This is a genomic window from Streptomyces sp. NPDC051310 (genome assembly GCF_044455245.1).
Classification (GTDB): Bacteria; Actinomycetota; Actinomycetes; order Streptomycetales; family Streptomycetaceae; genus Streptomyces.
Genome location: NZ_JBITEO010000002.1, coordinates 411397 through 435261, shown reverse-complemented (window position 1 = coordinate 435261; position 23865 = coordinate 411397). Strand labels below are relative to the sequence as shown.

Here is a 23865-nt window from a genome sequence, read left to right as displayed (position 1 = left end):
ACAGGGATCCTTCGCGGTGCGGCGGCGCCGGGGAAGGACTTTCGCCCGGTGTCGCCGCCGACAACCCTTACGGGTGGCGGGGGTTGGCCGCCCGGCGTCCCCCCGGCCGTGCCCGCGCAGCCCCGTCCGCCCGGCGGCGCCGCCCGGCCGTCACGGGAGACGCCGTCGCGGGATCAGGGGTCGTCCGGCCGTCTGATCCAGCCGTAGGACCGTTCGACGGCCCGCTGCCAGTTCTCGTACTCCGACGCCCGTCGCGCGGGGTCCATGTCCGGCAGCCATCGGGCCGCCCGGTGCCAGTTGCCGCGCAGCACCTCCAGGTCCGCCCAGTAGCCGGCGGCCAGCCCGGCGGCGTAGGCGGCGCCCAGGGAGACGGTCTCTGCGGCCATGGGCCGCACCACCGGCACGTCGAGGACGTCGGCCAGGATCTGCATGAGGAGGTTGTCGGACGTCATGCCACCGTCGACCTTCAGCTCCCTCAGGGTGAGCGAGGAGTCGGCGTTCATGGCGTCGACGACCTCCTTCGTCTGCCAGCCGGTGGATTCCAGCGCCGCCCTGGCCAGGTGCCCCTTGGTGATGTACGAGGTCAGGCCGACGATGACGCCGCGTGCGTCGCTGCGCCAGTGGGGTGCGAAGAGACCCGAGAACGCCGGGACGATGTAGCAGCCGCCGTTGTCCTCGACGGTTCGCGCGAGGGTCTCGATGCCCGGTGCGCTGGTGATGAGCTCCAGCCGGTCGCGGAACCACTGGACCAGGGCGCCGGTGACGGCGATCGGGCCTTCGAGAGCGTAGACCGCGGGCTGCTCGCCGATCTTGTAGGCGACGGTGGTGAGCAGTCCGTTGCGGGACCGGACGACGTCGGTGCCGGTGTTGAGCAGCAGGAAACTGCCGGTTCCGTAGGTGCACTTCGCCTCGCCCGGGGAGAAGCAGGTCTGTCCGAAGAGCGCGGCCTGCTGATCGCCGAGCGCGGCCGTGATGGGCCTGCCGGGGAGCACCGAGCGGTCCTCGCCGTACCACTCCGCCGAGGACCGGATCTCGGGCAGGACCGCGCGCGGGATCCCGAAGAACCCCAGCAGTTCGTCGTCCCAGTCGAGCGTGCCCATGTTCATGAGCATCGTGCGGCTGGCGTTGGTCACGTCGGTGATGTGGCGGCCCCCGGCCGTCCCGCCGGTGAGGTTCCAGATCAGCCAGGACTCCATCGTGCCGAACAGGACGTCGCCGTTCGCGGCCCGCTGCGCCAGACCGGGCACGTGGTCGAAGAGCCAGCGGATGCGGGGGGCGGAGAAGTAGGTCGAGGGCGCCAGGCCGCAGCGTTCCAGGAAGAACGCGTCGCCGGGGTCGCTGCGCAGGCCTTCGACGAGCGGGGCGGTGCGGGTGTCCTGCCAGACGATCGCCCGGCCCAGCGGGGTGCCGGTCCGGCGGTCCCACAGGACGGTCGTCTCGCGCTGGTTGGCGATGCCCAGGGCCGAGACGGCCTCGGCGGCGACGCCGTCGCCCGCGCCGGACAGGGCCTCGGGCACGATGCGCCGGAGATTGCGCCAGATCTCCAGGGCGTCGTGCTCGACCCAGCCGGGCTTCGGGAAGAACTGCTGGTGCTCGCGCTGGGCCACGGACACCAAGCGCCCGCGGTGGTCGAACAGGATGCACCGGGTGGAGGTGGTGCCCTGGTCGATGGACATCACATACCGTTCGACCATGATCCTGACCGCCTTCCGATGCGTGGAGAAGCGCTGCGCGGTGGATTTACCAGCGGGCGGCTCCCAGGTCTCGTGAGATCGCCCGGGCTGCCTCACGGAGCAGGGTGAGCAGCTTGACCTCCGGCCGGCCCCTGACGTCGCAGATCCGCTCGACCGGGCCGGACAGACCGATGGCGCCCACCGCGAGGCCGCCGTGCCCCCTGATGGGCGCGGCGACGCCGGCTTCCCCCATGCTCATCTCCTGTACTTCGGCACCCCAGCCGTTCTCCCGGATCTCGGCGAGGGCGTGGGTGAGCGCGTCCGCGTCGGCCAGCGTGTGCCGGGTGTACGCCTCCAGGCCGGCGTCGACGGCCGCGTCGAGGTTCGCGGTGCCGAACGCCAGCAGCACCTTCCCGAGCGATGAGGCGTGCAGCGGCAGCAGTGCGCCCACGTCCAGGACCTGGAGGGTGTCGTCCGGCCGGAAGACGTGGTGGATGACGAGCACCCGGCCTTCCAGCGGGGTGCCGAGGCGGACCGCTTCGCCGCTGCGGGCAGCCAGGGCGTCGGCCCAGTTGATCGAGCGCGAGCGCAGTTCGTTCACATCGAGGTAGCTGGTGCCGAGGTGCAGGAGGGCCGCCCCGAGCTGGTACTTCCCGGTCGCCGCGTCCTGCTCGACGAAGTCCACGTGCTGGAGGGTGCGCAGGATGCCGTGGGCCGTGCCCTTCGCCAGTCCCAGCGAGGCGGCCACTTCACCGAGCCCGAGCCGACGGGGGCCCGCGGCGAGCAGGCGGAGAATCGCCGCCGCCCGTTCGATGGACTGGACGGGACCGGCCATACCGCGATTCTAGATCCGCCTTCCCCGTCCGCCATCGGCCATGATGCGGTGGTTTCTCCTGGTCTCGACTGGCGTTCGGTAATGCCGACCGTCGTTTATTGACCGGTTTCCCCTCACTTCATAGCGTGCGTGACGTCGGCACCCGTCGGCACCGTTTCGTCAAGGAGCGCAGATGGCCGCCCAGCTCAGCACCGTCGGCCCCGGGGCAGTGGACCGCCCCGGCCCCGACGCTGTCGATCATGTCTGCCCCGTGCCGCACGCCCCGGGGGCCGTGTCCGCCGTCCGCCGGCGTGTCCGCGACGTACTCGGCGAGTGGGGCCTGCCGTCCGACGCCGTCATGGACGCACTCGTGGTGGTCTCGGAGCTCCTGACCAACGCCCTGGTCCACGCCCTGCCGCCGGCGACGCTGCGGTTGTCGTGGGTCCGCGTCGACGGACACGGGGTCCTGCGCGTGGAGGTGACCGACGCCGGGCCCGTCCTCGCCGGTGCCGGATGGGGCGCCCCGGACCCGGACGAGCACGGCCGCGGCACCGACATCGTCACCGCGCTGGCTGCCCGCTGCGGCGTGCGCGTCGGCGCCGAGGGCATCACGCGCTGGGCCGATGTCCCCGCCGGCCCGGCGTGGCCGCGTTGTCCTTAATGGCGGTTGCGGGCCCGGATGCCGTCGGCGTCGCCCGTGTGCCGGGTGCGGAACGTTCTCCGATCCGGGAGACCGCTTACCCGACCGTCACGGCTCACCCCCTTCCCGCACTACGAGCTGCTGCTGCCGCAGCTCGATCCGCCACCGCAGCTGGAACTGCTGCTGCTCCCGCAGCTGGAGCCGCTGCTGCTCGCGCAGCTCGACCCCCCGCCCGAGCTGCCGCAGGAACCGCCGCCGCCTCCGCAGCCGGCCCCGCCCCCGCCCCCGCAGGAGCTGCCGCCGCCGCAGCCGGATCCGGAGCCGCCCGGGTCCACGCCGGCGCACCACACCACGGGTGCCGCACCGGCGGACACCGGTGTGCCGCCGCGGTTCCTCCTGGCCGCGGTGGTCAGCTGCTCCCACAGGTCCCGGTCGGGCAGCGCCCGCAGCCCGCACACCGCCACCAGCTCGGCGGGGTCGTCGGGACGGGTGTGGTGCCACCGGTACGCCGCGAGCGCGTCGCGGCCCGCCCGGGTCAGCCGGGCCCCCGCGCTGCTCGCGCACACGAGGGCGACGACCCCGCCGGCCACGAGGACCGGGCCGACCTTGCCGATGAAGGGGAAGGGCCAGTCGGCCGCGCCGTACCGCGTCATCTCCACCACGGTCAGCGGTACCGAGGCGAACAGCAGCAGCAGGCACACGATCCCCTGGGCGACGCCCCAGCGGCGCCACCTGCGCCCCGCGCCGGCGGGCGTGATCAGGCCCCGTGCCGCGAGGCCGTCGCCGACCTCCTGCACGGCCGGGTGGCGCATCACGGCGAGCCGCAGCCCGTGCAGGGAGCCGCTCGGGGCGGCGGCGTGCTCCGCGATCACGGCACGCTCGACGGCGTCGTACGCGACGGGCCGCGGGACGCCGACGATCCCGGGTCCGGCGACGACGAGGCGCCCGTCGGCGTGCAGGGCGGTGATCGCCGTGTCCACGACGAGACCGGGGCCGCCGTTCAGGAAGGCGGCCTCCGTCCTGTCGCGGACGGACCCGCCCGGGCCGCGGCGCCGGGACGCGGCGACCCCGCAGATGAGTACCACGGACGAGACGACGACACCGAGGTCGATCAGGACGGCGAGGACGTTCACGGCTTCACCCCCTGCCCAGCGCGGAGCGGACGGCGTGCACGAGCCGTGCCACCGGGCCGGGCGCCCGTTCCCCGGCGCGCTCCTCCCACCACCGGGTCAGCCTCCGTCGCGCGACCGGATCCGCGGGCTCCCCGGCCACGAGGAGGTGCTCGGCGAAGTCCAGCGCGTCGCGCCGGTAGCCGCCCCGCAGGGGCCGGGCCAGGGCGTACGCCAGGAACGCGGCGCGGTACCCGGTCCCGAGGATCCGCGGGAGCTCCGGCGCGATCCTGGCCGCCACCCCGGCGCGCTTGGCGGCCAGCGCCCGGCTCTGCACGCGGATCCGCGCACGGTCGAACCCCTCGGGCACGGGAGCTCCGGCGACGAGCGCGGAGAGCAGCGCGGCCTGCGCCACCCACACCCGCTGCCGCGCCTCCTCGTCCGCGCGGACCGGTTCCCGCCCGGCCGCGGCGGGCGCGGCGGGCGCGGCCTCCGCGCGCACAGCGGTTGTCGCACCGGCCGGCCCGGCGGCCCCCGCCGCAACCGCCACCGGAGCGGCCACCGCGGCCACCGCTGACCCGACGGCCCCGCGGCATACCGGTGCCGGCCGCGTGAGGGTGTCCCGGATCGCCGTCAGCTCCGCGGCCAGGGCCGGTGCCGGGGGGAAGTCGTCGTCCCGCTCCAGCAGGACGCCCGGCGGCGCGACGCGGGACGACAGGTCGGCGAGGATGTCGAGGACCGGGCGGGGCACGGGGTGCGCGTGGGTGTCGTGCCAGACACCGTCCCGCTCCACACCGCCCGCCACGTGGACGTACGCGATGGCCTCGACCGGGAGCTCGGCCAGCGCCTTCGCCGGGTCCTCGCCGCGGTTGACGTGGTTGGTGTGCAGGTTGGCCACGTCGATCAGCAGCCGCACCCCGGTGCGGGCGACGAGCTCGGCGAGGAACTGCCCCTCCGTCAGCTCCTCACCCGGCCAGGAGACCAGCGCCGCTATGTTCTCCAGGGCCAGCGGCACCGGCAGTGCGTCCTGCGCGATGCGGACGTTCTCGCACAGCACCTCCAGCGCGTCCCAGGTGCGCTGCACCGGCAGCAGGTGCCCGGCCTCCAGCGTCCCCGCCGGGCCCGCGGCCCGGACGAAGGCGATGTGCTCGGTGACCAGCGGCGCGCCGAGCGCCGTCGCCTTGGCGGCCAGATCCGCCAGCCGGCCCGCGTCCGGGCGGTCCGCGCCGCCCAGGCCGAGCGACACACCGTGCGGCACCACGGTGACGCCCCGCTCGCGCAGCCGCAGCAGGGAGTCGGGGAGGTGGCCGGCGCAGAGGTTCTCCGCGACCGCCTCCACCCAGTCCACACCGGGCAGCCCCTCCACCGCGTCCGCGATCTCCGGACGCCAGCCGATGCCTATGCCGAGTTCCAGCGTGTCCCCCATGTCCCCCTCCTCCGTCGTGTGGAGGGGTGATGGCCCCGGCGGACCGCGGGCAATCCCGCCGGGGGGAGACTCAGAGGTTGATTTGAGGTTCGGGCGCGCCGGTCACGTCAGGGACGGTTGGTGTTGATCGCCGTCGGCGGGCCGGGCTGCGTCGACGGCCGGGACGTGAACTGCTGGTCGCCGGACGGCACGGCGGGCGACGGCGCGGGCGGCAGGTTGCCGTTGGGCGCCGGCGGGCCGGACGGGCTGGCGGTCGCCTGCCCCGCCGCTTCGTTGGCGATGGCGTCGAAGTCCACCTTGCCGGTCTGCTCCAGCATCGTGATGTGGTCCAGCACCGTCTGGTTGGCGTCGGTCGCCAGCTGGCGTATCAGCGTGTTGCGGGTGGTGTGCCGCACCTGCGCGACGAGCGCGAAGACCTTGCCGTGCGCGTTGCGCAGCAGGTTGGCGAACTTCCGCTCGTACTCCTCGCCGCTCGCCGCGGACAGCTCCCGCAGCCAGCCCTGCTGCTGCTCCGACGGCTGGTTCGGCAGCTCCACGCCCAGCTTCGCGGCCACGTCGCGGGCCCGCTGGTCCAGGTCGGTGTGGCCGACTACGAGGTGGTCGCCCGCGTCCTTGATGGCCTGGCTCGGCGCCCGCTCGATCGCCTGCTGGCCGGCCGGCAGCTCCCACAGGCCCGCCAGCCGTACCTTCACGAGGAAGTCGCGGTCCGTCGCCGACAGCGGGCCCCACTGCGTCGCCACCGTCGACGCGTTGAGGTTGGCCTGCCCGGTGCCGGAGCGGTCGGCGTACGACCAGACGGGGAACGCCAGTGCGCCTACCGTGGCGACCAGTGCCGCGATGATGAGTGCCGTGCCGTTGATGCGTCGCAACAACAAGGTGGTGCCTCCCGAACTGATGGCAGTACTGGGAGGTACGTATACCGGTGCCGGAACGTTCAGTTCACCTGTACGGGAAAGTCGGAGACGACCGTGCAGGAGCCGGGGGCGATCTCCGTGAAGCCCGCGTCCCGCACCACCGGCAGCCCGCTCGCGGTGAGTCCGGCCCACTTGCCGGGGTCGGCGGTGCGCACGGCGAGCGGGAAGCCGGCCTCCCGCCAGGCCGCGCGGTCCCCGTCCGTCATCGCCCACCACAGCAGGTGCGCACCGTGCCCGACCTGCGCCATCTCCTTGCCGGTGGACATGCGCAGGTCCGGGTTGAGCCACAGCAGGGCCTGCTCGGGGCGGGTGCCGGGGACCTCGCCCAGGTCCTCCAGCTCCGTGCCGGAGACCTGGAGCTTGGCGAGCTCCTTGGGCCAGCCGTCCAGCGGCACGGGCGGGAAGACCCGTACCTCCGCGGTGCCACCGGTGACCGTGATGCCGGGCAGCTCGCCGGCCCGCCGCCACTCCGCGCCGCGCGCCCGCCGCACCACCTTGCGGATCCGGGCGTCCTGCCAGTCGCGCACGGCCTGCGCCCACTCCCCGTCACCGGTCGACCGGTCGTCGGAGAGCATCACCAGCACGGCGCGCGCGGCGGTCTCCAGCGCGTCGGTACGGGCCGGGGGTTCGGCCCGCTCGACGCGTACGACGAGGGGAAGGACGAACTGGGGGGCGTCAAGGCTGCTCACCGGGACAGTCTGCCAGTCCGCACGGGAACCCTTCTTGGCGGAAGGGGGCGTTCCGGGACAGGATGCCGGTATGAAGAGCGATCTTTTCGCATCCGGGAACATGGCACAGCAGGCGACGGTGCCCGGCATGACGCTGCAGAACGCCAAGTCGGTCAAGTACGCCGTCGACGGCGAGATGCACGCCCGTCAGGGCTCGATGATCGCCTTCCGCGGGGACCTCCGGTTCGAGCGCAAGGGTCAGGGCCTGGGCGGCATGTTCAAACGGGCCGTCACCGGCGAGGGCCTGCCGCTGATGGCCGTGCGCGGCCGGGGCGAGGCGTGGTTCGCGCACGAGGCGCAGAACTGCTTCATCGTCGACCTGGAGCCGGGGGACGCGCTCACCGTCAACGGCCGCAACGTCCTGTGCTTCGACGCGACGCTCACGTACGAGATCGCGACCGTGAAGGGCGCCGGGATGGCCGGCGGCGGCCTCTTCAACAGCGTCTTCAGCGGGCACGGCAAGCTCGCCGTGATATGCGAGGGCAACCCCGTCGTCATTCCCGTCACCCCGCACCAGCCCGTGTACGTGGACACCGACGCGGTCGTCGGCTGGAGCGCCGCCCTCACCACCTCGCTGCACCGCTCGCAGTCCCTCGGATCGATGCTCCGCGGTGGTTCCGGCGAGGCGGTGCAGCTGATGCTCCAGGGCGAGGGGTTCGTGATCGTCCGGCCGAGCGAGCTCACCGCGCAGAAGGGCGCGCAGAGCTGAACCTCCGAGGAGTGGGCCGCCGTTACGGCGGCCCGGGCGGATCCTGGGCACTGCGCGGCGTCGACCTGGAACTGCCCCCGCACACCCTGGTACGGATCGAGGGCGCCAACGGCAGCGGCAAGTCGACCCTGCTGCGGCTGATCGCCGGGATCGACGCCCCGACCGAGGGCCGCGTCACCGGCCGGCCGCGGCGCACGGCCTACGTCCCCGAACGCTTCCCGGCCGCACTGCCGTTCACGGCCGCCGGCTACCTCGTGCACCTCGGGCGCGTCCAGGGGCTGCGGCGGGCCGAGGCCGAGGCCCGGGCCGCCGAGTGGCTGGACCGCTTCGGCGCCGCGCGGCACGCCGGTACCCCGCTGCGCGACCTGTCCAAGGGCAGCAGCCAGAAGGTCGCCGTGGCGCAGGCCCTCCTCGCCGATCCCGGACTGCTGGTCCTGGACGAGGCGTGGACCGGCCTGGACACGGCCGCCCGCGCCGGGCTGGACCGCGCTGTGGGGGAGCGGGTCGCGGCGGGCGCGACGGTGGTCTTCGTCGACCACGACCCCCGCCGCCTCGCGGGCGCGGCCCACGCGGTGTACGCGGTGACCGGGTCGCGCCTGCGCGCCGCCCCGCCGCCGGCGGACCGCACCGGTCTCGCGGACCTCGCCGGCTCCGAGGACCGCGCCGGCTCTGTGGGCCCGGGCGGCGACGGGCGGTTCGTGCGGGTGACGGCGTCCGGAGGGCGGCTGCCCGACACGGGGCTGCCCGGGGCGCCCGCGCACGCGGCGGGCACGGACGGCGGCGTGGCGTGCGTGACGTTCACCGTGCGCGCCGCGCACTCCGACGCGCTCCTGCGGGAGCTGCTGACGGCCCGCCCGCCCTGGCACATCCACGCGGTGGCCCCGGCCCCCGCCGGCACCGGAAGCCCTGCCCGATGACCGCCCTCCTGCGCTACCACACCGCCCTGCTGCTGCGCTCGCAGCGCTGGCTGCCCCCGGTTCTGCTGTACGCGGCGTTCCTCGGCATCGGCGTACGCCCCGGCGAGCCCGTCCTCGGCGCCCTGGGCTGGACGGCCGCGGGCCTGCTGCCGGCGACCGCCTGGCTGGTGCGGGTCTGCCTGAACCAGGAGCCCTCGGCCGCGCGGCACGTCACGGCCGCGGCGGCCGGCCGGGAGCGGGTCCACCTGGCCGCGATCGGCGCCGCCACGGTGTGCGCGGGTCTCCTGGGAGCCGCGGCCGTCGCGGCCGTGACCGCCCTCGGCGCTCCGGTGGACGCCGGCCGCGAGGTCCCGGTGCCCCGGCTGCCCGCGGCCCTCGCCGGACTCGTCACCGCGGCGGTGTGCGTCCTGCTCGGCGCGGCCGTCGGCGCCCTGGGCACCCGGCCGCTGGTGCGCGCCCGGGCGTGGTCCGTCTCCGTGATCGCCGTGGCCGCGCTGCTCGCCCTGGTCACCACCGGTTCGCCCGCGCGGCAGGCCGTCACCGCCCTGGTCACGGGCTCCCGCACCGGCACCGTCGAGCACCCCTGGACCGCGCTCGCGGGCGCCGTGGCCCTCGCGGCGGTGGCGGTCGCCCTCGCCTGCCGGCTCACGGCACGGCGCGAGTGAGTAGGCTCGGACACATGGACGATTCGTACTGCGACGCGACACCGGCCTCCGGGGCCGGCGCACCGGAGCGCAGGGCCGCCGAGGGCCCGTACGCGGCCTGCGTCCTGTGCCAGGAGCCGACCGAGTACCCGGAGTCGACGAAGGGCATCACGCTGTGCCCGGTCTGCGAGTGGCGGGAGGCGGAGCGCACCGCCTGCTCCGGTTAGCGCGGGGCCGCGTCGTCCCGGCCGCTCATCAGCTCGGAGACCTTGACGAAGCGGTAGCCCCGCCTGCGCAGCTCCGGGACGATGGTGCGGACGGCCTCCTCGGTGACCGGGGCCGCGCTGCGGGTGCAGTGCAGGACCACCAGGGAGCCGGGCTTGACGCCTGAGAGGACCTCCTCGGCGACGGCGCCGGCGTCGGTCGCGAAGGCGTCGCCGCTGACCACGTCCCACTGCACGGCCGTCACCCTCGCCGGTGCGAGCGCACGCAGCGCCGCGTCGTCGTAACAGCCCCCGGGGAAGCGGAAGTAGGGCACGACGTTGCGCACACCGGCCCTGCGGAACGCGTCGAAGGCGCGGCGCACGTCGGCCGCCATCGCCGGGCGGTCCAGCGCCGGCAGGCCGTAGCAGGGCGTGGCGAAGGCGTGGTGGCTGTAGGAGTGGTTGGCGACCTCGAACCGCGGATCGCTGCCGATGGCCTTCGCCTGGGCGGGGTACTCCTCGGCCCAGCGGCCGGTCATGAAGATCGTCGCGTCGACCTCCAGCCGCTTCAGCGTGGCGATCAGGGCCGGGTTGTCGAACCGCTCGCCGCCCGCCGCCCGCGGCCCCTGGTCGGCCGTCATGTCGGCGTCGAAGGTGAGGGCGACGGTCTTGCCGGCCGAGGCGGGGCCCCGGGTGAACACCGGGGTGAGGCCGCCGGGCCCGGGCGCCATCGTCGGCGGCTTCCGGGCGGGGGCGGCGGAGGGAGAGGCGGGGGAGGGGTGCGCGGGGCGCGGTGACACGGTGGTCGTGCCGCGGACCTGCGCGCTGCCGGCACCGCCGCGCTCACCGCCGCCACCGCAGCCGGTCAGTGCGGCGGCGAGGACGGTCAACAGGGACAGCTGCCGTACGGCCCGTCTCCGTACGGCAGGGGGGACAGAAATGATCACATGGCGAAACTATATGAATATATGGCGACGGCGACCGGGCGCGTCCGTCCGGCGTAGCCGTGCGGCGTACCCGTGCGAGGGAGCGGGCCCCTGTGGAACTGCCCGCCGGAGCCGGCCCCGGCACCGGCACGAGCCCCGGCCCCGCGCGGAGGCGGGGCCGTAACCGCCCGCCCGCCGCCCGGAGTCACCCCGTCAGTGCCAGGGGCCGGTCACCGCGAAGGTCGTCCCCGGCGTGTAGCAGTTCACGAACATCGTCGCCCCGTCCGGGGAGAAGGTGACGCCCGCGAACTCGCCCCACTCCGGCTCGTCCTCCGTGCCGGTGTTCTGCGCGTTGCGCGCCACCGGGTACACCTCGCCGTGCCTCGTCAGCCCGTACACGTGCTGCGCGCCGTTGCCGTCCTCGCACACCATCAGCCCGCCGCCGGGCGCCAGGCAGATGTTGTCGGGGGACTCGCCGGGCAGCTGGATGTCGGAGCTCGGCCCGAACACCACGACGAGCGTGAGCCGGCGCCGCAGCGGCTCGTACCGCCACACCTGCCCGTAGTGGTCGGCCGCCGAGCCATCGGCGGCGCGCGCGAAGCTGGACACGAAGTAGACGGACCGGCCGTTCCAGTAACAGCCCTCCAGCTTCTGGGCGTGCGTGATGCCCTTCGGCCCGAAGTCCTGGAGCCGGATGGGGGTCTGCCGGGCCTGCGGGTCCGGTACGGGCACCCACTCGACGCCCTCGAAGACCGCGCCGGTCTCCTGCACGGCGGAGAGGTCCGCCACGCCCGGCACCCGCATCGCCTCCAGCGCCCCGCCCGCCCGCAGCGAACCGGTGCCGCCGAGCGGCTTCTCGGGCAGGAAGCGGTAGAACAGTCCGAACGGCCGCTGGAAGGCGTCCTCGGTCTCGTACACGATCCCGGTGCGCGGATCGACGGCGACCGCCTCGTGCTGGAAGCGGCCCATCGCGGTCAGCGGTACGGCCCCGGTGCGGCGCGGATCGACGGGGTCGACCTCGAAGACGTAGCCGTGGTCCTTGGTGTAGCCGTTGGTGCCGGCTCTGTCCTCGGTCTCCTCGCAGGTGAGCCAGGTGTTCCACGGGGTGGGCCCGCCCGCGCAGTTGACGGCGGTTCCGGCGACGCCCACCCGCTCGCCCAGGACGTCGTTGCGCCCGTCCAGCTCCAGCACCGTGCAGCCGCCCTTGCCGGCCGGGTCGTAGGTGAGGCCCTGGACGGCCGGGACCCCTATGCGGGCGGAGGGGCGGTTCTCGTGGTTCCGTACGAGGAGGACGCGGCCGCGCCGCCCCCGGAAGGCGCCCATGCCGTCGTGATTGCTCGGGACCTCCCCCTCGTCGGAGCGGAGCCGCAGCCCCTCCCGGGAGAGGACCTTGTAGCGGAAGCCCTCGGGCAGGTCGAGCAGGCCGGCGGGGTCGGGCACGAGAGGGCCGTGGCCGGCGTGCCCGCGGGCGGCGGCCGTGCCGGTGAAGAGTTCGGACAGCGCCCCGGTGAAGGCGATACCGGCGACGGAGGCGCCGGTACGGGCCAGGAGCTGACGACGTGTCGCGGACATGAGGCAACTCGCTTCCTGCTGGGGGTCCCGGCCCGGAGGGCATGGGGAGGACAGGAGACAGGAGATGTGACGTGACCCGCATGTGTGTATCACGCGGTGTGGTGGCAGGTGAACCGTGCGGACGGTGCGGGCCACGTCGCCTCATGTGGCCGCCGGGCCACGAGGGATCCGACGGATCAGGCGAGCCGGGCGGTGAGGGTGATCTCCGTGCCCGTGAGCGCCTGGCTCACCGGGCAGCCCGCCTTGGCGTCCTCGGCCGCCTTGACGAAGCCGGCCTCGTCCAGGCCCGGCACCTCGCCCTCCACCGTGAGGTGGATGCCGGTGATGCCCTTGCCGGGCTGGAAGGTCACGTCGGCCTGGGTGTTCAGCCGCGCGGGCGGGTTCCCGGCCTTGGTCAGGGAGCCGGAGAGGAACATCGAGAAGCAGCTGGAATGGGCGGCCGCGATGAGCTCCTCCGGGCTCGTCATGCCGTTCGGCTCCTCGGAGCGCGCCGGCCACGAGACCGGGTACCGGCCGATGCCGGACGAGTCGAGGGACACGGTGCCCGTGCCCTCGGTGAGATTGCCTTCCCAGACGGTGTGCGCGTGACGCGTGGTGGCCATGCCGCATTCCCTTCGGACGGTGTACGACCCGGATGGGTACGGCACCCCAACCTACTGGTCGACCAGCCCCTTGGCGTCGCGCGCCAGCGCCGTGAGCCGTGAGATCGCCCGGAAGTACTTCTTCCGGTACCCGCCGTTCAGCATCTCGTCACTGAACAGCTTGTCGAACGGCAGTCCGGAGGCGAGCACCGGCACCTCGCGGTCGTACAGCCGGTCGGCGAGGACCACCAGCCGCAGCGCGGTCGACTGGTCGGGCACCGGCTCCACACCGGTCAGGCAGACCGCGGCCAGGCCGTCGGTCAGGGCGCCGTACCGGCTGGGGTGCACCCGGGCGAGGTGCTCCAGCAGGTCGGGGAACGCGTCCAGCGACGCGCCGGGCGTGGCGTGCGCCGCCCTGGTCACCTGCTCGACGGCGTACGGCGGCGGGGCCTCGGGCAGCCCGCGGTGACGGTAGTCCTCCCCGTCGATGCGCAGCGGGCGGAAGTGGGCGGACAGGCCCTGGATCTCGCGCAGGAAGTCCGCGGCGGCGAACCGGCCCTCGCCGAGCTTGCCCGGCAGCGTGTTGGAGGTGGCCGCCAGGGCGACGCCCGCGTCGACCAGCTTGCCCAGCAGGGTGGACACGAGCACCGTGTCGCCCGGGTCGTCCAGCTCGAACTCGTCGATGCACAGCAGCCGGTGGCCGCTCAGCGTGGCGACGGTCTGCTGGAAGCCCAGCGCGCCGACCAGGTTGGTCAGCTCGACGAACGTGCCGAACGCCTTGAGCGCCGGCTCGGCGGGCGTGGCGTGCCACAGCGACGCGAGCAGGTGCGTCTTGCCCACGCCGTACCCGCCGTCCAGGTACACCCCGCGCGGCCCGGCGGGGGCGGCCGGCTTCTTCGCGAACCAGCGGCGCCGCCCGGAGCCGGTCGCGTGCGCACCGCCGAGCCCGGACGCGAACGTGCTCAGCACCTTGACCGCCTCGGTCTGGCTGGGCTGGTTCGGGTCGGGGATGTACGTGTCGAAGCGCACCGCGTCGAAGCGCGGCGGCGGCACCATCTCGGCGACCAGCCGCTCGGCGGGGACGTGGGGTTCACGGGCGCACAGGGACAGCGGGACCGCTTCGGTCGTCATGGCGCGGGGGGCAGTGGTGGACACGTTTCCCACTGTAAGCGCCGTGTCAGACTGCTCGGCATGCGACGCCTGTTCCCTGTGACCGACCAGACATCCGCGGCAGCCGGGCCCCGCGAGTGGTCCCTCGACGAGCTGGCCGAGGCCTACGCGTACCCGGAGCCGTCCCCCGGCGCGGATCCCGCGGCCGGGGCCGGGGCGGCCGGGTCCTGGCTGCGCGCCAACATGGTGTCCTCCCTGGACGGGGCCGCCCAGCACGACGGGCGCTCCGAGCCCATCTCGTCCGCGACCGACATGCGGATCTTCGGCACCCTGCGGGCGCTGGCCGACGTCGTGGTCGTCGGCGCCGAGACGGTACGGATGGAGGGCTACCGCCCGGCCCGCGCGCGGGAGGCCTTCGCGGCGCGCCGGCAGGCGGCCGGACAGGGCCCCGCGCCCGCCATCGCGGTGGTCAGCGCCTCCCTGGACCTGGACTTCTCGCTGCCGCTGTTCACCGAGCCGCTGGTGCCGACGCTGCTGCTCACCGGCGCCGCAGCGCCGCCGGAGCGGGTGCGCGAGGCCGAGCGGGCGGGCGCCGAGGTGGTCGTCGCGGGCGACGGGCCGGGCGTGGAGCCGGCCCGGGCCGTGCGGGCACTGGCCGCGCGCGGGCTGACCCGCCAGCTGACCGAGGGCGGGCCGCGGCTGCTCGGGCAGCTGGTGGCGGCCGGGGTGCTCGACGAGCTGTGCCTGACGGTCTCGCCGCTGCTCACGGCGGGGGGCGCCCAGCGGATCGCGGGCGGGCCGTCCCTCGCGGTGCCGGAGCGGTACGCGCTCGCGTCGATCCTGGAGGAGGACGGGTTCCTCTTCACCCGGTACCGCAGGGCCTGACCCGCCCGGGCACGACCGGCCCGGGCAATAGGCGGAATAAGTCGTTCCGCTTCACGCCGGCTGGGCAGACTTATCTCGCAGTCCCCGTGCGGGCACGGGGAAGGATGGTTTCCGCAGAAGGGCTCCTGAGGTGTTCACAAGCGTTCTCATGATCGAGAAGCCCCTGTCCCGGGTCGACGTGGAATTCGTCACGACCCTCCACGGGGACGAGGAGATCTCGTTCATCGTGCTCATGCAGCCCCGCGGCGACCAGTCCGTCGTCCTGCTGCGCGCCATCGACGACGTCGCCATCGGCGAGATCAAGGAGGCCGTCCACGAAGGCGAGGAACCGGAGGGGAGGGCGGCGAGACCGCCCGCCCGGGCCGCGCTGGAGCACTCGCTCCAGGCCCTGCGCGACGCCGGTTGCCAGGCGGTGGGCCAGGTCGTCGAGGACCACCCGCTGGACAAGCTGAGGGCCGTGGTGGAGGAGGCCGGGGCGGACGAGGTCATCGTGCTCACGGCCCCCCACTACGTGGAGGAGTTCTTCCACCGCGACTGGGCCTCCCGGGCCCGCCACAAGGTCGGCGTACCGGTGCTCAAGCTCTTCGCGCACAACGACGAGTCCGGGACCGCATAGGCTTGGGGCCGCTCACGTACGTCACACCCCGGGGAGACACACGCATGGCACCCGCCATCCCTGCTGCCATGGAACGGCCGCACTTCATCGGCATCGGCGGCGCCGGTATGTCGGGCATCGCGAAGATCCTCGCCCAGCGGGGCGCCGAGGTCGTCGGCAGCGACGCGCGCGACTCGGAGACCGCCGCCGCCCTGCGTGCGCTCGGCGCCACCGTCCACATCGGGCACGCCGCCGCGCACCTCGCCGACGACACCAGCTGCGTCGTGGTCTCCAGCGCCATCCGCGCCGACAACCCCGAGCTGGCCCGCGCCACCGAGCTGTCCATCCCCGTGGTCCACCGCTCCGACGCGCTGGCCGCGCTCATGACCGGCCTGCGCTCCATCGCCGTGGCCGGCACGCACGGCAAGACCACCACCACGTCGATGCTCGCCGTCGCCCTCACCGAGCTCGGACTCGACCCGTCGTACGCCATCGGCGGAGACCTGGCCGGGCCGGGCAGCAACGCCCGCCACGGCGAGGGCGACCTCTTCGTCGCCGAGGCCGACGAGAGCGACCGCAGCTTCCAGAAGTACGACCCCGAGGTCGCGATCGTCCTCAACGTCGAGCTGGACCACCACGCGAACTACGCCTCCCTGGACGAGATCCACGAGTCCTTCGAGGCCTTCGTCGCCAGGATCCGGCCCGGCGGCACGCTGGTCGTCGGCGAGCACGCGGGCGCCCGCGAGCTCGCGGGCCGCGTCTCGGGCCGTCCCGGCCTGCGCGTGGTCACCGTCGGCGAGGCGGAGACGTCCGACGTGTGGATCCGCCGGATCACGCCCAAGGGCATGACGAGCGAGGTGAGCGTCGTCCTCGACGGCGTCGAGCACACCTTCACCGTCTCGGTGCCCGGCCGCCACTACGCGCACAACGCCGCCGCGGCGCTCGCCGCCGGCGCCCGCACCGGCATCGACCCCGCCGCGCTGGCCCAGGCCCTCACCGCGTACACCGGGGTGGGCCGCCGCCTCCAGCTCAAGGGCGAGGCCGCCGGCGTACAGGTCATCGACTCCTACGCGCACCACCCCACGGAGATGACCGCCGATCTGGAGGCGATGCGCTCCGCCGCCGGTTCCGCCCGCCTGCTGGTCGTCTTCCAGCCGCACCTCTTCTCCCGGACCCAGGAGCTCGGCACCGAGATGGGCCGGGCGCTCGCCCTGGCGGACGCCTCCGTGGTGCTGGACATCTACCCGGCCCGCGAGGACCCGATCCCCGGCGTCACCAGCGCCCTGATCACCGACGCCGCCCGGGCGGCGGGCGCCGACGTCACCCCGGTCTCCGACAAGGACGCCGTCGCCGGGGTCGTCGCGGGAATGGCCGGGCCCGGCGATCTCGTTCTCACGATGGGCGCGGGCGACGTCACGGACCTCGGACCGGAGATCCTCGCCCGCCTGGCGAACTGAGGAGACCCCATGCCGTACGACGTCGAGAAGCCGGACGAGCAGTGGCGGGCGGAGCTGTCCCCCGAGGAGTACCGCGTCCTGCGCGAGGCCGGCACCGAGCCCGCCTTCACCGGTGAGTACACCGACACCACGACCGAGGGTGTCTACTCCTGCCGGGCCTGCGGCGCCGAACTGTTCACCTCCGGGACCAAGTTCGCGTCGCACTGCGGCTGGCCGTCCTTCTACGACCCGAAGGACAGCGACGCCGTCGAACTGATCGAGGACCGGTCGTACGGCATGGTCCGCACCGAGGTGCGCTGCGCCCGCTGCGGCTCGCACCTCGGCCACGTCTTCGAGGGCGAGGGGTACCCGACCCCGACGGACCAGCGGTACTGCATCAACTCCGTCTCGCTGCGGCTGGAGCCGGCCGGCGGCCAGGGCTAGGTCGTGTCAGGCCGGTCACGCCGGGCTCGCGACGTTCGGCACCGAACACCGCTCACCGATCCGGCCTGATCGACACGACCTGGGCCTTCCGGCCCCTGCGCGCCGGCCTGATCCGGGCGACAGGGCCCGGGCGGGGGCCGGCACCCGGCCGGCCCCGTGGCCCTCACGCGGGCTGCAGCAGGTCCCAGCGGTTGCCGTACAGATCCTCGAAGACCGCGACCGTGCCGTACGGCTCGTGGCGCGGCTCCTCCAGGAAGCGGACGCCCGCCGCCCGCATCCGCGCGTGGTCGCCCGCGAAGTCCCCGGTGTGGAGGAAGAAGCCGACGCGCCCGCCGGTCTGGGCGCCCACGCTCGCCTCCTGCCGCCCGTCGGCGGCGCGGGCCAGCAGCAGCGCCGTACCGGCGCCGGCGCCCCGCGGCCGGACGACGACCCAGCGGCCGCCGTCCTCCCGCGGACTGTCCTCCACCAGCTCGAAACCGAGCGCGCCGGTGTAGAAGGCGATGGCGTCGTCGTAGTCACGGACGACCAGGGTGATCAGGGCGATGTACGGCATGGCGCCACGTTATACGTATGACGATCGGGCGTCCACGACCGGGGAACAATGCCGTCCATGGACCCGCAGCAGCTCGACCGGCTCACCGCCCGCGCCCGCCGCCTCGCCGTGCCCGGCGGCCGCCGCATCCTCGGCATCGCCGGCGCCCCCGGCGCGGGCAAGTCCACCCTCGCGGAGCGCCTGGCCGAGGACCTGCGCGGGCTCGCCGTCCTCGTCCCCATGGACGGCTTCCACCTCGCCGGGGCCGTACTGCGCCGCCTCGGCCGCGCCGACCGCAAGGGCGCGCCCGACACCTTCGACGCCGCCGGTTACACGGCCCTCCTCACCCGGCTGCGCACCCCCGAACCGGGCACGACCGTCTGGGCGCCCGCGTTCGACCGCACGCTGGAGGAGCCCGTCGCCGGCAGCATTCCGGTCGCCCCGGACGTCCCGCTCGTCATCACCGAGGGCAACTACCTGCTGTACGACGACGGCGAGGGCCCCTGGGCCCGCGTCGCCCCGCTCCTGGACGAGGTGTGGTTCCTCGAACTCGACGACCGCCGGCGCCTCCACCGCCTGATCGACCGTCACGTCCGGTTCGGCAAGGACCGCGAGCACGCCGAGCGGTGGGTGCACGGGTCGGACGAGGCCAACGCCCGCCTCGTCGCCCCCGGACGCGACCGCGCGGACCTGGTCGTCCGGATGCCCTGACCGCGCGCGCCCGCCCTGCCTGGGGCCGGTGCGCTCCGTGTCCCGGGCGCGGGCCGGCGCTCCGGGGGCCGTGGCCGCCCGCGATCGCGCGGTTGCGCGGCGGCGCGTCCGGCGCGGAGGATGAGCGGGTCGAGGAGCCGAGGAGGCAGCACCGCATGTCCAGCACACCGGCGGCATCCGGCACCCCCGCGACGGCCACCGCGCCCGCGCCCTTCACCGCCGGCGACTACCGCGCCCGTATGGCCCGCGCCGCCGATGCGGCGGCCGAGGCCGGACTCGCGGGGCTGCTCGTCGCGCCCGGGCCTGACCTGGTGTACTTCACCGGGTACCGCGTCACCGCCGAGACCGAGCGGCTCACGCTCCTCGTCCTCGCGCCAGGCCGCGACCCGGTGCTCGTCGTGCCGGCGCTGGAGGCGCCCGACGCCGCGCGGTCCGCCGGGGCCCCCGCGCTCACCCTGAGGGACTGGACCGACGGCACCGACCCGTACGCCGTCACCGCCCCGCTCCTCGACGCCCGGGGCCGCTTCGGTGTGAGCGACAACGCCTGGGCCATGCACCTGCTCGGGCTGCAGCGGCAACTGCCGGACAGCGCGTACACCGCGCTCACCGAGGCGCTGCCCATGCTGCGCGCCGTCAAGGACGCGCGTGAGCTGGAGCGCCTGGCCGCGGCCGGCGCGGCCGCCGACGCCGCGTACCGCGAGATCCTCCGGGTGCGCTTCGCCGGGCGCAAGGAGACCGACATCGCCGCGGACCTGTCCGCGCTGCTGCTGGGCTTCGGGCACTCCCAGGTGGACTTCACCGTCGTCGGCTCGGGCCCCAACGGCGCCGACCCGCACCACGAGGCGGGCGACCGCACCATCGTCCACGGCGACATGGTCGTCCTCGACTTCGGCGGCCTGAAGCACGGGTACGGCTCCGACACCACCCGTACCGTCCACGTCGGCGAGCCCACGGCCGAGGAGCGCCGCGTCCACGACGTCGTGCGCGAGGCGCAGCGCGCCGGTGTCGCCGCGGTCCGGCCGGGCGCCACCTGCCAGGAGGTGGACCGGGCAGCCCGTGCGGTGATCGCCGACGCCGGGTACGGCGAGTACTTCATCCACCGCACCGGCCACGGCATCGGCGTCACCACGCACGAGCCCCCGTACATGATCGAGGGGGAGGAGCAGCCGCTTGTGCCCGGCATGTGCTTCTCCGTCGAGCCCGGGATCTACCTCCCGGGCCGCTTCGGCGTGCGCATCGAGGACATCGTCACGGTCACCGGGGACGGCGTCCGCCGCCTCAACACCACCCCGCGCGAGCTCGCCCTGGTCGACTAACGCACGGTGCCGCCACCGCCGTTCAGCACCACGGCCGGTCTCTTCGCGGCGGTGACCCGCTCCCCACGCGCCGGGCCCACTTCTCCGCAGGAGCGGCCAACAGCACGACGCGGGCGGCCACCCGCCACCCCGGCAGGCCGGGGCTTGCTCATGCGATCATGCAGGGCGGCTCCCGATCGCCCGGTGCGCAGTCGACCGATCGGACGGTCGAGCCGGCGGGTGGTCGAGCGATGACGGGGGTGCGGTGTGAGCGGAGCTGGGGGGCAGGACGGGTCGTCCGTGTCCGAGGAGGAGTGGGAGCGGTTCCTCCGTGAATCGGTGACGGGTGCAGCCCAGGCGCCCGTGGAGCCGTCGGCGCGCGCCCGAGAGGTGGAGCGACGGCTGCGGGAGCGCTCCGGGCAACCGGAAGGCTGGCGTACGTATGCACCGGCCCGGCCCCGGCGCAGGACAGGCTGGTACGTGACCGGGCTCGTGGCGGCGGTGGCTCTCCTGGTCGTCAGCCTCTTCCCCCAGCAGGTCGTCGGCTGGTTCGGTGGCGACGACGGCGCGCAGGACGGGGCGCCGCTCGCCGCCGAGACGGAAGGCCCGCGGGAGGCGCCCGGCGCCGAGGCGGATCTGCGCCCCACCCTCGCCGAACCCTTCCGGGGGTCGCCCGCCGCCCGCTGGGCCGACGGAACGGCCGGGATCACGGTGCCGCCGGCCAAGGCGACCGGCTGGATGAACGCCGCCCAGGTCGAGCATGCACTGCGGCAGAGCCGGGACTTCCTGGTGGCCGCGGGGCTCGACTCCCGCGTGCTGCGCGGCGAGCGGCCCACGAAGGCGATCGCGCTGCTGAACCCGCACCAGAAGGACGTCCAGGAGTATCTCCGTACCGCCCTGTCGTCGGCAGCGCCCGCTCCGGAGACCGACCCGCTGCTGCTGTTCAGCCGCTTCCGGCCGGAGCAGGCCCGACTGGTCGGCGACGTGGTCAAGACGCGCGGTCGGCTCACGTACCGGGAGGGGAAGCGGGGGGCGGTCGAGGTGACGGCGGACGTCACCTTCGTGTACCCGGTCACCCCGGCGGACGACGGCGGGCGGGACGCCGAGGTCGTCCGTACGATCGTGCGGCGCGAGGTGGTGATGAGCTGGGACGACCCGGCCGAGGTCATCACCGAACCGGGCACGATGTCCCTCGTGTCCTACGCGCTCGACATGACCAACGGCGGCTGCTCCGCCCCGACCGGCTACTTCGTGCCGCCCTTCGGCACGGCCGGCGAACAGCCCGCCGACGAGGCTCACCGGGTCGATCCGTACGACCGCAGCGAGCCGATCGACACGAGCGACGGCACGGCCGCGGGCGACGACTGCGCGACCGCCACCCGCTCCTAGCCCGGTGTTCAACACCTGCCCTCAGGCCCCGGGCGGGTCGGCAGTGCCGGTCGGCGGATGATTGCGGGCATGCAGAGCGTGGTGGAGAAGATCAAGGTCTGGTTCCGGTTCGTGCCTCGCGAGGGGTGGTTCCCGCAGGACACCGAGGGTCTGTGGGCGACCGATCTGGGAGACGGCACGGCCCGGATCGAGAACGCCCCCTTCCTTCAGAACGGGGTGGCCGAGGGTGACGTGGTGCGGTACCGGACCGACTCCGACGGGCTCCGCTGGGCCGTTGGGCAGGTCGGTTCCTCCGGCAACTGCACGATCCGCGTCGTGCCCGTGCCCGCCGGTCCCCTCGGGAGAAGCCCCCAGGCAGTCCATCGACGCTTTGCGCCGTTCGGGCTCGGAGGCGAGGTCTTCAGCGACGATTTCCCCATGGTGGCCTTCACCGTGCCGGCAGGCACGGACTTCGCCGGGATCAAGAAGCTCCTGGCGCAGGGGCGGGCGGAGGGATGGTGGCACTACGAGGTCGGATGCGGCACCGACGAGTGGTGGAACGCCTGAGCTCCGTCCGGTTCGCCGGGGCTTGGCGCCGGCCACGTGGTCGACCGGCCGGGCACGTCACTCGTCGGCCGCCAGGACTCGCGGGCGTCGCCAGGGCTCGCCCGACGCCGTAGCGGGTGGAGTGCCCGGAGCCGGTTTGGCGGTGCACGCAGCGTTCGGGCACGGTGCGCGGATCACCACGGCCGGGCCGCGCTCACCGGTCCGCGGCGTCCGTCAGGACCACGCAGGACTCCGGCGGCAGCCGCAGCACGCCCTCGCCGTCCGGGTCCTCGACCGGCTCCCACGCCGCCAGCACCCGCGCCGGGGCACCCAGCGGCACCTCCGCCGGCTCCTTAGCGAAGTTGACCACCACCCGCAGGTCGCCCCGCCGGTACGCCAGCAGACGCGACGACTCGTCGAAGGACACCCGGATCGCCGCCAGGTCCGGGTCGGTCAGATCGGGCTGGGCGGCGCGCAGCGCGATCAGCTCGCGGTGCCAGGCCAGCAGCCGCGCGTGCGGTTCGCGCTCGGGCTCCGACCAGTCCAGGCAGGAGCGGTCCCGCGTCGCCGGGTCCTGCGGATCGGGGATGTCCTCCTCCGCCCACCCGTGCGCCGCGAACTCCCGCCGCCGGCCGCGCCGTACGGCTTCGGCGAGCTCCGGGTCCGTGTGGTCGGTGAAGAACTGCCAGGGCGTGCCCGCGCCCCACTCCTCGCCCATGAACAGCATCGGCGTCGACGGCCCGGTCAGGACCACCGCCGCCGCGCACGCCAGCAGGCCGGGGGAGCAGGAGGCCGACAGCCGGTCGCCGGTGGCGCGGTTGCCGATCTGGTCGTGGCTCTGGGCGTAACCCAGGAAGCGGTGGGCCGGCGTCCGCTCACGGTCGACCGGCCGGCCGTGCGTACGGCCCCGGAAGGACGAGTACGTGCCGTCGTGGAAGAAGACGTGCTGGACCGTCTTGGCGAGCGCGGCCAGCGGGGCCCGCGCGAAGTCCGCGTAGTAGCCCTGGGACTCACCCGTGAGCGCGGTGTGCAGGGCGTGGTGGAAGTCGTCGTTCCACTGGGCGTGCAGACCGAGGCCGCCCTCCTCCCGCGGTGTCGTCGTCCGCGGATCGCACAGGTCCGACTCCGCGATCAGGAACAGCTCCCGGCCCTGCTCGGCGGCGAGCTCGTCGACGGCGGCCGACAGCTCCTCCAGGAACGGCAGCGCCCGCGTGTCGGCGAGCGCGTGCACCGCGTCCAGCCGCAGGCCGTCGATCCAAAAGTCGCGCAGCCAGCCCAGGGCGCTGCCCAGCAGGTACGCGCGGACCTCGTCCGAGCCGGGCGCGTCGAGGTTCACCGCGGCCCCCCACGGGGTGTGGTGCGTGTCGGTGAAGTACGGACCGAAGGCCGGCAGGTGATTGCCCGACGGACCCAGGTGGTTGTGGACCACGTCCAGCACCACGCCGAGGCCGAGGCCGTGCGCCGTGTCGACGAAGCGCTGCAGCGCCTCCGGCCCGCCGTACGGCTCGTGCACCGCCCACAGCGACACCCCCTCGTACCCCCAGCCGTGACGGCCGGGGAAGGGGCAGAGCGGCATCAGCTCCACATGGGTGACGCCCAGACCGGCGAGGTGGTCCAGCCGTCCGGCCGCCGCGTCCAGGGTGCCCTCGCGGGTGTACGTGCCGACGTGCAGCTCGTACAGCACGGCGCCGCGCAGCCCGCGCGACGGCGACGGATGCCGCCAGGCGTACGCGCCGAGGTCCACCACGGCGCTGCGCCCGTCGGGGCCGTCCGGCTGGCGGCGCGACCGCGGATCGGGCAGCACCGGCCCGCCGTCCAGCGCGAACCCGTACCGCGCGCCCGGACCCGCCTCGGCCTCGGCGGTCCACCAGCCTTCCCGCTGCGCATCGCGCGCCATGGGGTGCCGGGCACCCTCCACATGGAGCTCGACCCGTTCCTCCGCCTCAGGCGCCCATACGTCGAACAGCACTGGCGATCCCCTCGTCGTCGTCCCCCGGTACTCCCATCCTGGCAAGATCCAGAACGGGAAGCACGACACTTGGCCGAACGCTCCCGTCGCGTCGCGGCCGGCACACCCCTGCGCGCGC

Annotated in this window: 25 protein-coding genes; 13 read left to right on the top strand and 12 right to left on the bottom strand. The window is 74.3% G+C overall.

Going from position 1 to position 23865, the window contains the following annotated elements; translation table 11 throughout:
- Positions 1-173 precede the first annotated feature (173 nt).
- A complete protein-coding gene (gene glpK, locus ACIA79_RS04775) occupies positions 174-1694 on the bottom strand; it encodes a glycerol kinase GlpK (protein WP_399426699.1) in 1521 nt (506 codons plus the stop codon).
- Positions 1695-1740: 46 nt separating this feature from the next.
- Positions 1741-2508, bottom strand: coding sequence for an IclR family transcriptional regulator (locus tag ACIA79_RS04770; RefSeq protein ID WP_399426698.1), 768 nt, complete (start codon positions 2506-2508; stop codon positions 1741-1743).
- 172 nt (positions 2509-2680) lie between these two features.
- On the opposite strand from ACIA79_RS04770, the gene ACIA79_RS04765 reads away from it, so the two are divergent.
- A complete protein-coding gene (locus tag ACIA79_RS04765; RefSeq protein WP_399426697.1) occupies positions 2681-3148 on the top strand; it encodes an ATP-binding protein in 468 nt (155 codons plus the stop codon).
- Between the two features lie 110 nt (positions 3149-3258).
- Here the strand turns inward: ACIA79_RS04765 and ACIA79_RS04760 are convergent, their stop codons facing one another.
- The 4 genes from ACIA79_RS04760 to ACIA79_RS04745 form a co-directional block, all read right to left on the bottom strand.
- A complete protein-coding gene (locus tag ACIA79_RS04760; RefSeq protein ID WP_399426696.1) occupies positions 3259-4260 on the bottom strand; it encodes a TIGR04222 domain-containing membrane protein in 1002 nt (333 codons plus the stop codon).
- A 4-nt stretch (positions 4261-4264) separates the two neighbouring features.
- Positions 4265-5662, bottom strand: a complete 1398-nt coding sequence (locus tag ACIA79_RS04755; protein WP_399426695.1) for a DUF692 domain-containing protein — start codon at positions 5660-5662, stop codon at positions 4265-4267.
- 107 nt (positions 5663-5769) lie between these two features.
- On the bottom strand, positions 5770-6531 hold the full coding sequence (locus ACIA79_RS04750; protein ID WP_199819778.1) for a DUF4142 domain-containing protein: 762 nt from the start codon (positions 6529-6531) through the stop codon (positions 5770-5772).
- 65 nt (positions 6532-6596) lie between these two features.
- Positions 6597-7367 carry a peptidyl-tRNA hydrolase gene (locus ACIA79_RS04745; protein WP_399426694.1) on the bottom strand — a complete coding sequence of 257 codons (771 nt, stop codon included), beginning with the start codon at positions 7365-7367 and terminating at the stop codon, positions 6597-6599.
- Between ACIA79_RS04745 and ACIA79_RS04740 the strand changes: the two genes are divergently transcribed.
- The 4 genes from ACIA79_RS04740 to ACIA79_RS04725 are packed head-to-tail and all read left to right on the top strand — an operon-like array spanning position 7336 to position 9801.
- Positions 7336-8013 (top strand): AIM24 family protein, encoded by a 678-nt coding sequence (locus ACIA79_RS04740; protein WP_399426693.1) that lies wholly within the window; start codon positions 7336-7338, stop codon positions 8011-8013. The genes ACIA79_RS04745 and ACIA79_RS04740 overlap by 32 nt on opposite strands.
- Positions 8014-8024: 11 nt before the next feature.
- Positions 8025-8930, top strand: coding sequence for an ATP-binding cassette domain-containing protein (locus tag ACIA79_RS04735; RefSeq protein WP_399426692.1), 906 nt, complete (start codon positions 8025-8027; stop codon positions 8928-8930).
- The gene (locus ACIA79_RS04730) at positions 8927-9595 is read left to right on the top strand and encodes an ABC transporter (RefSeq protein WP_399426691.1); all 669 of its coding nucleotides are present in this window, start codon (positions 8927-8929) and stop codon (positions 9593-9595) included. The genes ACIA79_RS04735 and ACIA79_RS04730 overlap by 4 nt, the downstream gene beginning before the upstream one ends.
- Positions 9596-9609: 14 nt before the next feature.
- The gene (locus tag ACIA79_RS04725) at positions 9610-9801 is read left to right on the top strand and encodes a hypothetical protein (RefSeq protein WP_399426690.1); all 192 of its coding nucleotides are present in this window, start codon (positions 9610-9612) and stop codon (positions 9799-9801) included.
- Here the strand turns inward: ACIA79_RS04725 and ACIA79_RS04720 are convergent.
- The 4 genes from ACIA79_RS04720 to zapE form a co-directional block, all read right to left on the bottom strand.
- Complete coding sequence (locus ACIA79_RS04720) at positions 9798-10676, bottom strand: polysaccharide deacetylase family protein (RefSeq protein WP_399426751.1); 879 nt, start codon at positions 10674-10676, stop codon at positions 9798-9800. The genes ACIA79_RS04725 and ACIA79_RS04720 overlap by 4 nt on opposite strands.
- 240 nt (positions 10677-10916) lie before the next feature.
- Complete coding sequence (locus ACIA79_RS04715) at positions 10917-12275, bottom strand: alkaline phosphatase PhoX (protein WP_399426689.1); 1359 nt, start codon at positions 12273-12275, stop codon at positions 10917-10919.
- Between the two features lie 176 nt (positions 12276-12451).
- Positions 12452-12877, bottom strand: coding sequence for an OsmC family protein (locus ACIA79_RS04710; protein ID WP_399426688.1), 426 nt, complete (start codon positions 12875-12877; stop codon positions 12452-12454).
- A 51-nt stretch (positions 12878-12928) separates the two neighbouring features.
- The gene (zapE, locus tag ACIA79_RS04705; RefSeq protein ID WP_399426750.1) at positions 12929-13987 is read right to left on the bottom strand and encodes a cell division protein ZapE; all 1059 of its coding nucleotides are present in this window, start codon (positions 13985-13987) and stop codon (positions 12929-12931) included.
- Between the two features lie 60 nt (positions 13988-14047).
- On the opposite strand from zapE, the gene ACIA79_RS04700 reads away from it, so the two are divergent.
- The 4 genes from ACIA79_RS04700 to msrB all read left to right on the top strand — a co-directional run bounded on the left by ACIA79_RS04700 (position 14048) and on the right by msrB (position 17326).
- The gene (locus ACIA79_RS04700) at positions 14048-14851 is read left to right on the top strand and encodes a pyrimidine reductase family protein (RefSeq protein ID WP_399426687.1); all 804 of its coding nucleotides are present in this window, start codon (positions 14048-14050) and stop codon (positions 14849-14851) included.
- 130 nt (positions 14852-14981) lie between these two features.
- The gene (locus tag ACIA79_RS04695) at positions 14982-15467 is read left to right on the top strand and encodes an indole-3-glycerol phosphate synthase (protein WP_399426686.1); all 486 of its coding nucleotides are present in this window, start codon (positions 14982-14984) and stop codon (positions 15465-15467) included.
- Positions 15468-15511: 44 nt separating this feature from the next.
- Positions 15512-16903, top strand: coding sequence for a UDP-N-acetylmuramate--L-alanine ligase (gene murC, locus ACIA79_RS04690; RefSeq protein WP_399426685.1), 1392 nt, complete (start codon positions 15512-15514; stop codon positions 16901-16903).
- 9 nt (positions 16904-16912) lie between these two features.
- Positions 16913-17326: a peptide-methionine (R)-S-oxide reductase MsrB gene (gene msrB, locus ACIA79_RS04685; RefSeq protein ID WP_399426684.1), complete on the top strand. Its 414-nt coding sequence runs from the start codon at positions 16913-16915 to the stop codon at positions 17324-17326.
- A 163-nt stretch (positions 17327-17489) separates the two neighbouring features.
- Here msrB and ACIA79_RS04680 read toward each other — a convergent pair whose 3' ends face one another.
- A complete protein-coding gene (locus ACIA79_RS04680) occupies positions 17490-17879 on the bottom strand; it encodes a VOC family protein (RefSeq protein ID WP_399426683.1) in 390 nt (129 codons plus the stop codon).
- A 57-nt stretch (positions 17880-17936) separates the two neighbouring features.
- Between ACIA79_RS04680 and ACIA79_RS04675 the strand changes: the two genes are divergently transcribed.
- The 4 genes from ACIA79_RS04675 to ACIA79_RS04660 all read left to right on the top strand — a co-directional run bounded on the left by ACIA79_RS04675 (position 17937) and on the right by ACIA79_RS04660 (position 21799).
- The gene (locus ACIA79_RS04675) at positions 17937-18569 is read left to right on the top strand and encodes a nucleoside/nucleotide kinase family protein (protein WP_399426682.1); all 633 of its coding nucleotides are present in this window, start codon (positions 17937-17939) and stop codon (positions 18567-18569) included.
- A gap of 155 nt (positions 18570-18724) precedes the next feature.
- The gene (locus ACIA79_RS04670; protein ID WP_399426681.1) at positions 18725-19885 is read left to right on the top strand and encodes a M24 family metallopeptidase; all 1161 of its coding nucleotides are present in this window, start codon (positions 18725-18727) and stop codon (positions 19883-19885) included.
- Positions 19886-20164: 279 nt separating this feature from the next.
- Positions 20165-21253 (top strand): hypothetical protein, encoded by a 1089-nt coding sequence (locus tag ACIA79_RS04665; RefSeq protein WP_399426680.1) that lies wholly within the window; start codon positions 20165-20167, stop codon positions 21251-21253.
- A 57-nt stretch (positions 21254-21310) separates the two neighbouring features.
- Positions 21311-21799: a DUF4265 domain-containing protein gene (locus tag ACIA79_RS04660; protein WP_399426679.1), complete on the top strand. Its 489-nt coding sequence runs from the start codon at positions 21311-21313 to the stop codon at positions 21797-21799.
- 193 nt (positions 21800-21992) lie between these two features.
- Here the strand turns inward: ACIA79_RS04660 and treZ are convergent, their stop codons facing one another.
- On the bottom strand, positions 21993-23747 hold the full coding sequence (treZ, locus tag ACIA79_RS04655; protein ID WP_399426678.1) for a malto-oligosyltrehalose trehalohydrolase: 1755 nt from the start codon (positions 23745-23747) through the stop codon (positions 21993-21995).
- Between the last annotated feature and the right edge of the window lie 118 nt (positions 23748-23865).

Bases quoted from the DNA above. Each gene is read 5' to 3' on its own strand.
- glpK (WP_399426699.1), bottom strand. From the start codon at position 1,694: ATGGTCGAACGGTATGTGATGTCCATCGACCAGGGCACCACCTCCACC.
- ACIA79_RS04770 (WP_399426698.1), bottom strand. From the start codon at position 2,508: ATGGCCGGTCCCGTCCAGTCCATCGAACGGGCGGCGGCGATTCTCCGC.
- ACIA79_RS04765 (WP_399426697.1), top strand. From the start codon at position 2,681: ATGGCCGCCCAGCTCAGCACCGTCGGCCCCGGGGCAGTGGACCGCCCC.
- ACIA79_RS04755 (WP_399426695.1), bottom strand. From the start codon at position 5,662: ATGGGGGACACGCTGGAACTCGGCATAGGCATCGGCTGGCGTCCGGAG.
- ACIA79_RS04740 (WP_399426693.1), top strand. From the start codon at position 7,336: ATGAAGAGCGATCTTTTCGCATCCGGGAACATGGCACAGCAGGCGACG.
- ACIA79_RS04745 (WP_399426694.1), bottom strand. From the start codon at position 7,367: ATGTTCCCGGATGCGAAAAGATCGCTCTTCATACCGGCATCCTGTCCC.
- ACIA79_RS04730 (WP_399426691.1), top strand. From the start codon at position 8,927: ATGACCGCCCTCCTGCGCTACCACACCGCCCTGCTGCTGCGCTCGCAG.
- ACIA79_RS04725 (WP_399426690.1), top strand. From the start codon at position 9,610: ATGGACGATTCGTACTGCGACGCGACACCGGCCTCCGGGGCCGGCGCA.
- ACIA79_RS04715 (WP_399426689.1), bottom strand. From the start codon at position 12,275: ATGTCCGCGACACGTCGTCAGCTCCTGGCCCGTACCGGCGCCTCCGTC.
- ACIA79_RS04710 (WP_399426688.1), bottom strand. From the start codon at position 12,877: ATGGCCACCACGCGTCACGCGCACACCGTCTGGGAAGGCAATCTCACC.
- zapE (WP_399426750.1), bottom strand. From the start codon at position 13,987: ATGACGACCGAAGCGGTCCCGCTGTCCCTGTGCGCCCGTGAACCCCAC.
- ACIA79_RS04700 (WP_399426687.1), top strand. From the start codon at position 14,048: ATGCGACGCCTGTTCCCTGTGACCGACCAGACATCCGCGGCAGCCGGG.
- murC (WP_399426685.1), top strand. From the start codon at position 15,512: ATGGCACCCGCCATCCCTGCTGCCATGGAACGGCCGCACTTCATCGGC.
- msrB (WP_399426684.1), top strand. From the start codon at position 16,913: ATGCCGTACGACGTCGAGAAGCCGGACGAGCAGTGGCGGGCGGAGCTG.
- ACIA79_RS04680 (WP_399426683.1), bottom strand. From the start codon at position 17,879: ATGCCGTACATCGCCCTGATCACCCTGGTCGTCCGTGACTACGACGAC.
- ACIA79_RS04675 (WP_399426682.1), top strand. From the start codon at position 17,937: ATGGACCCGCAGCAGCTCGACCGGCTCACCGCCCGCGCCCGCCGCCTC.
- ACIA79_RS04670 (WP_399426681.1), top strand. From the start codon at position 18,725: ATGTCCAGCACACCGGCGGCATCCGGCACCCCCGCGACGGCCACCGCG.
- ACIA79_RS04660 (WP_399426679.1), top strand. From the start codon at position 21,311: ATGATTGCGGGCATGCAGAGCGTGGTGGAGAAGATCAAGGTCTGGTTC.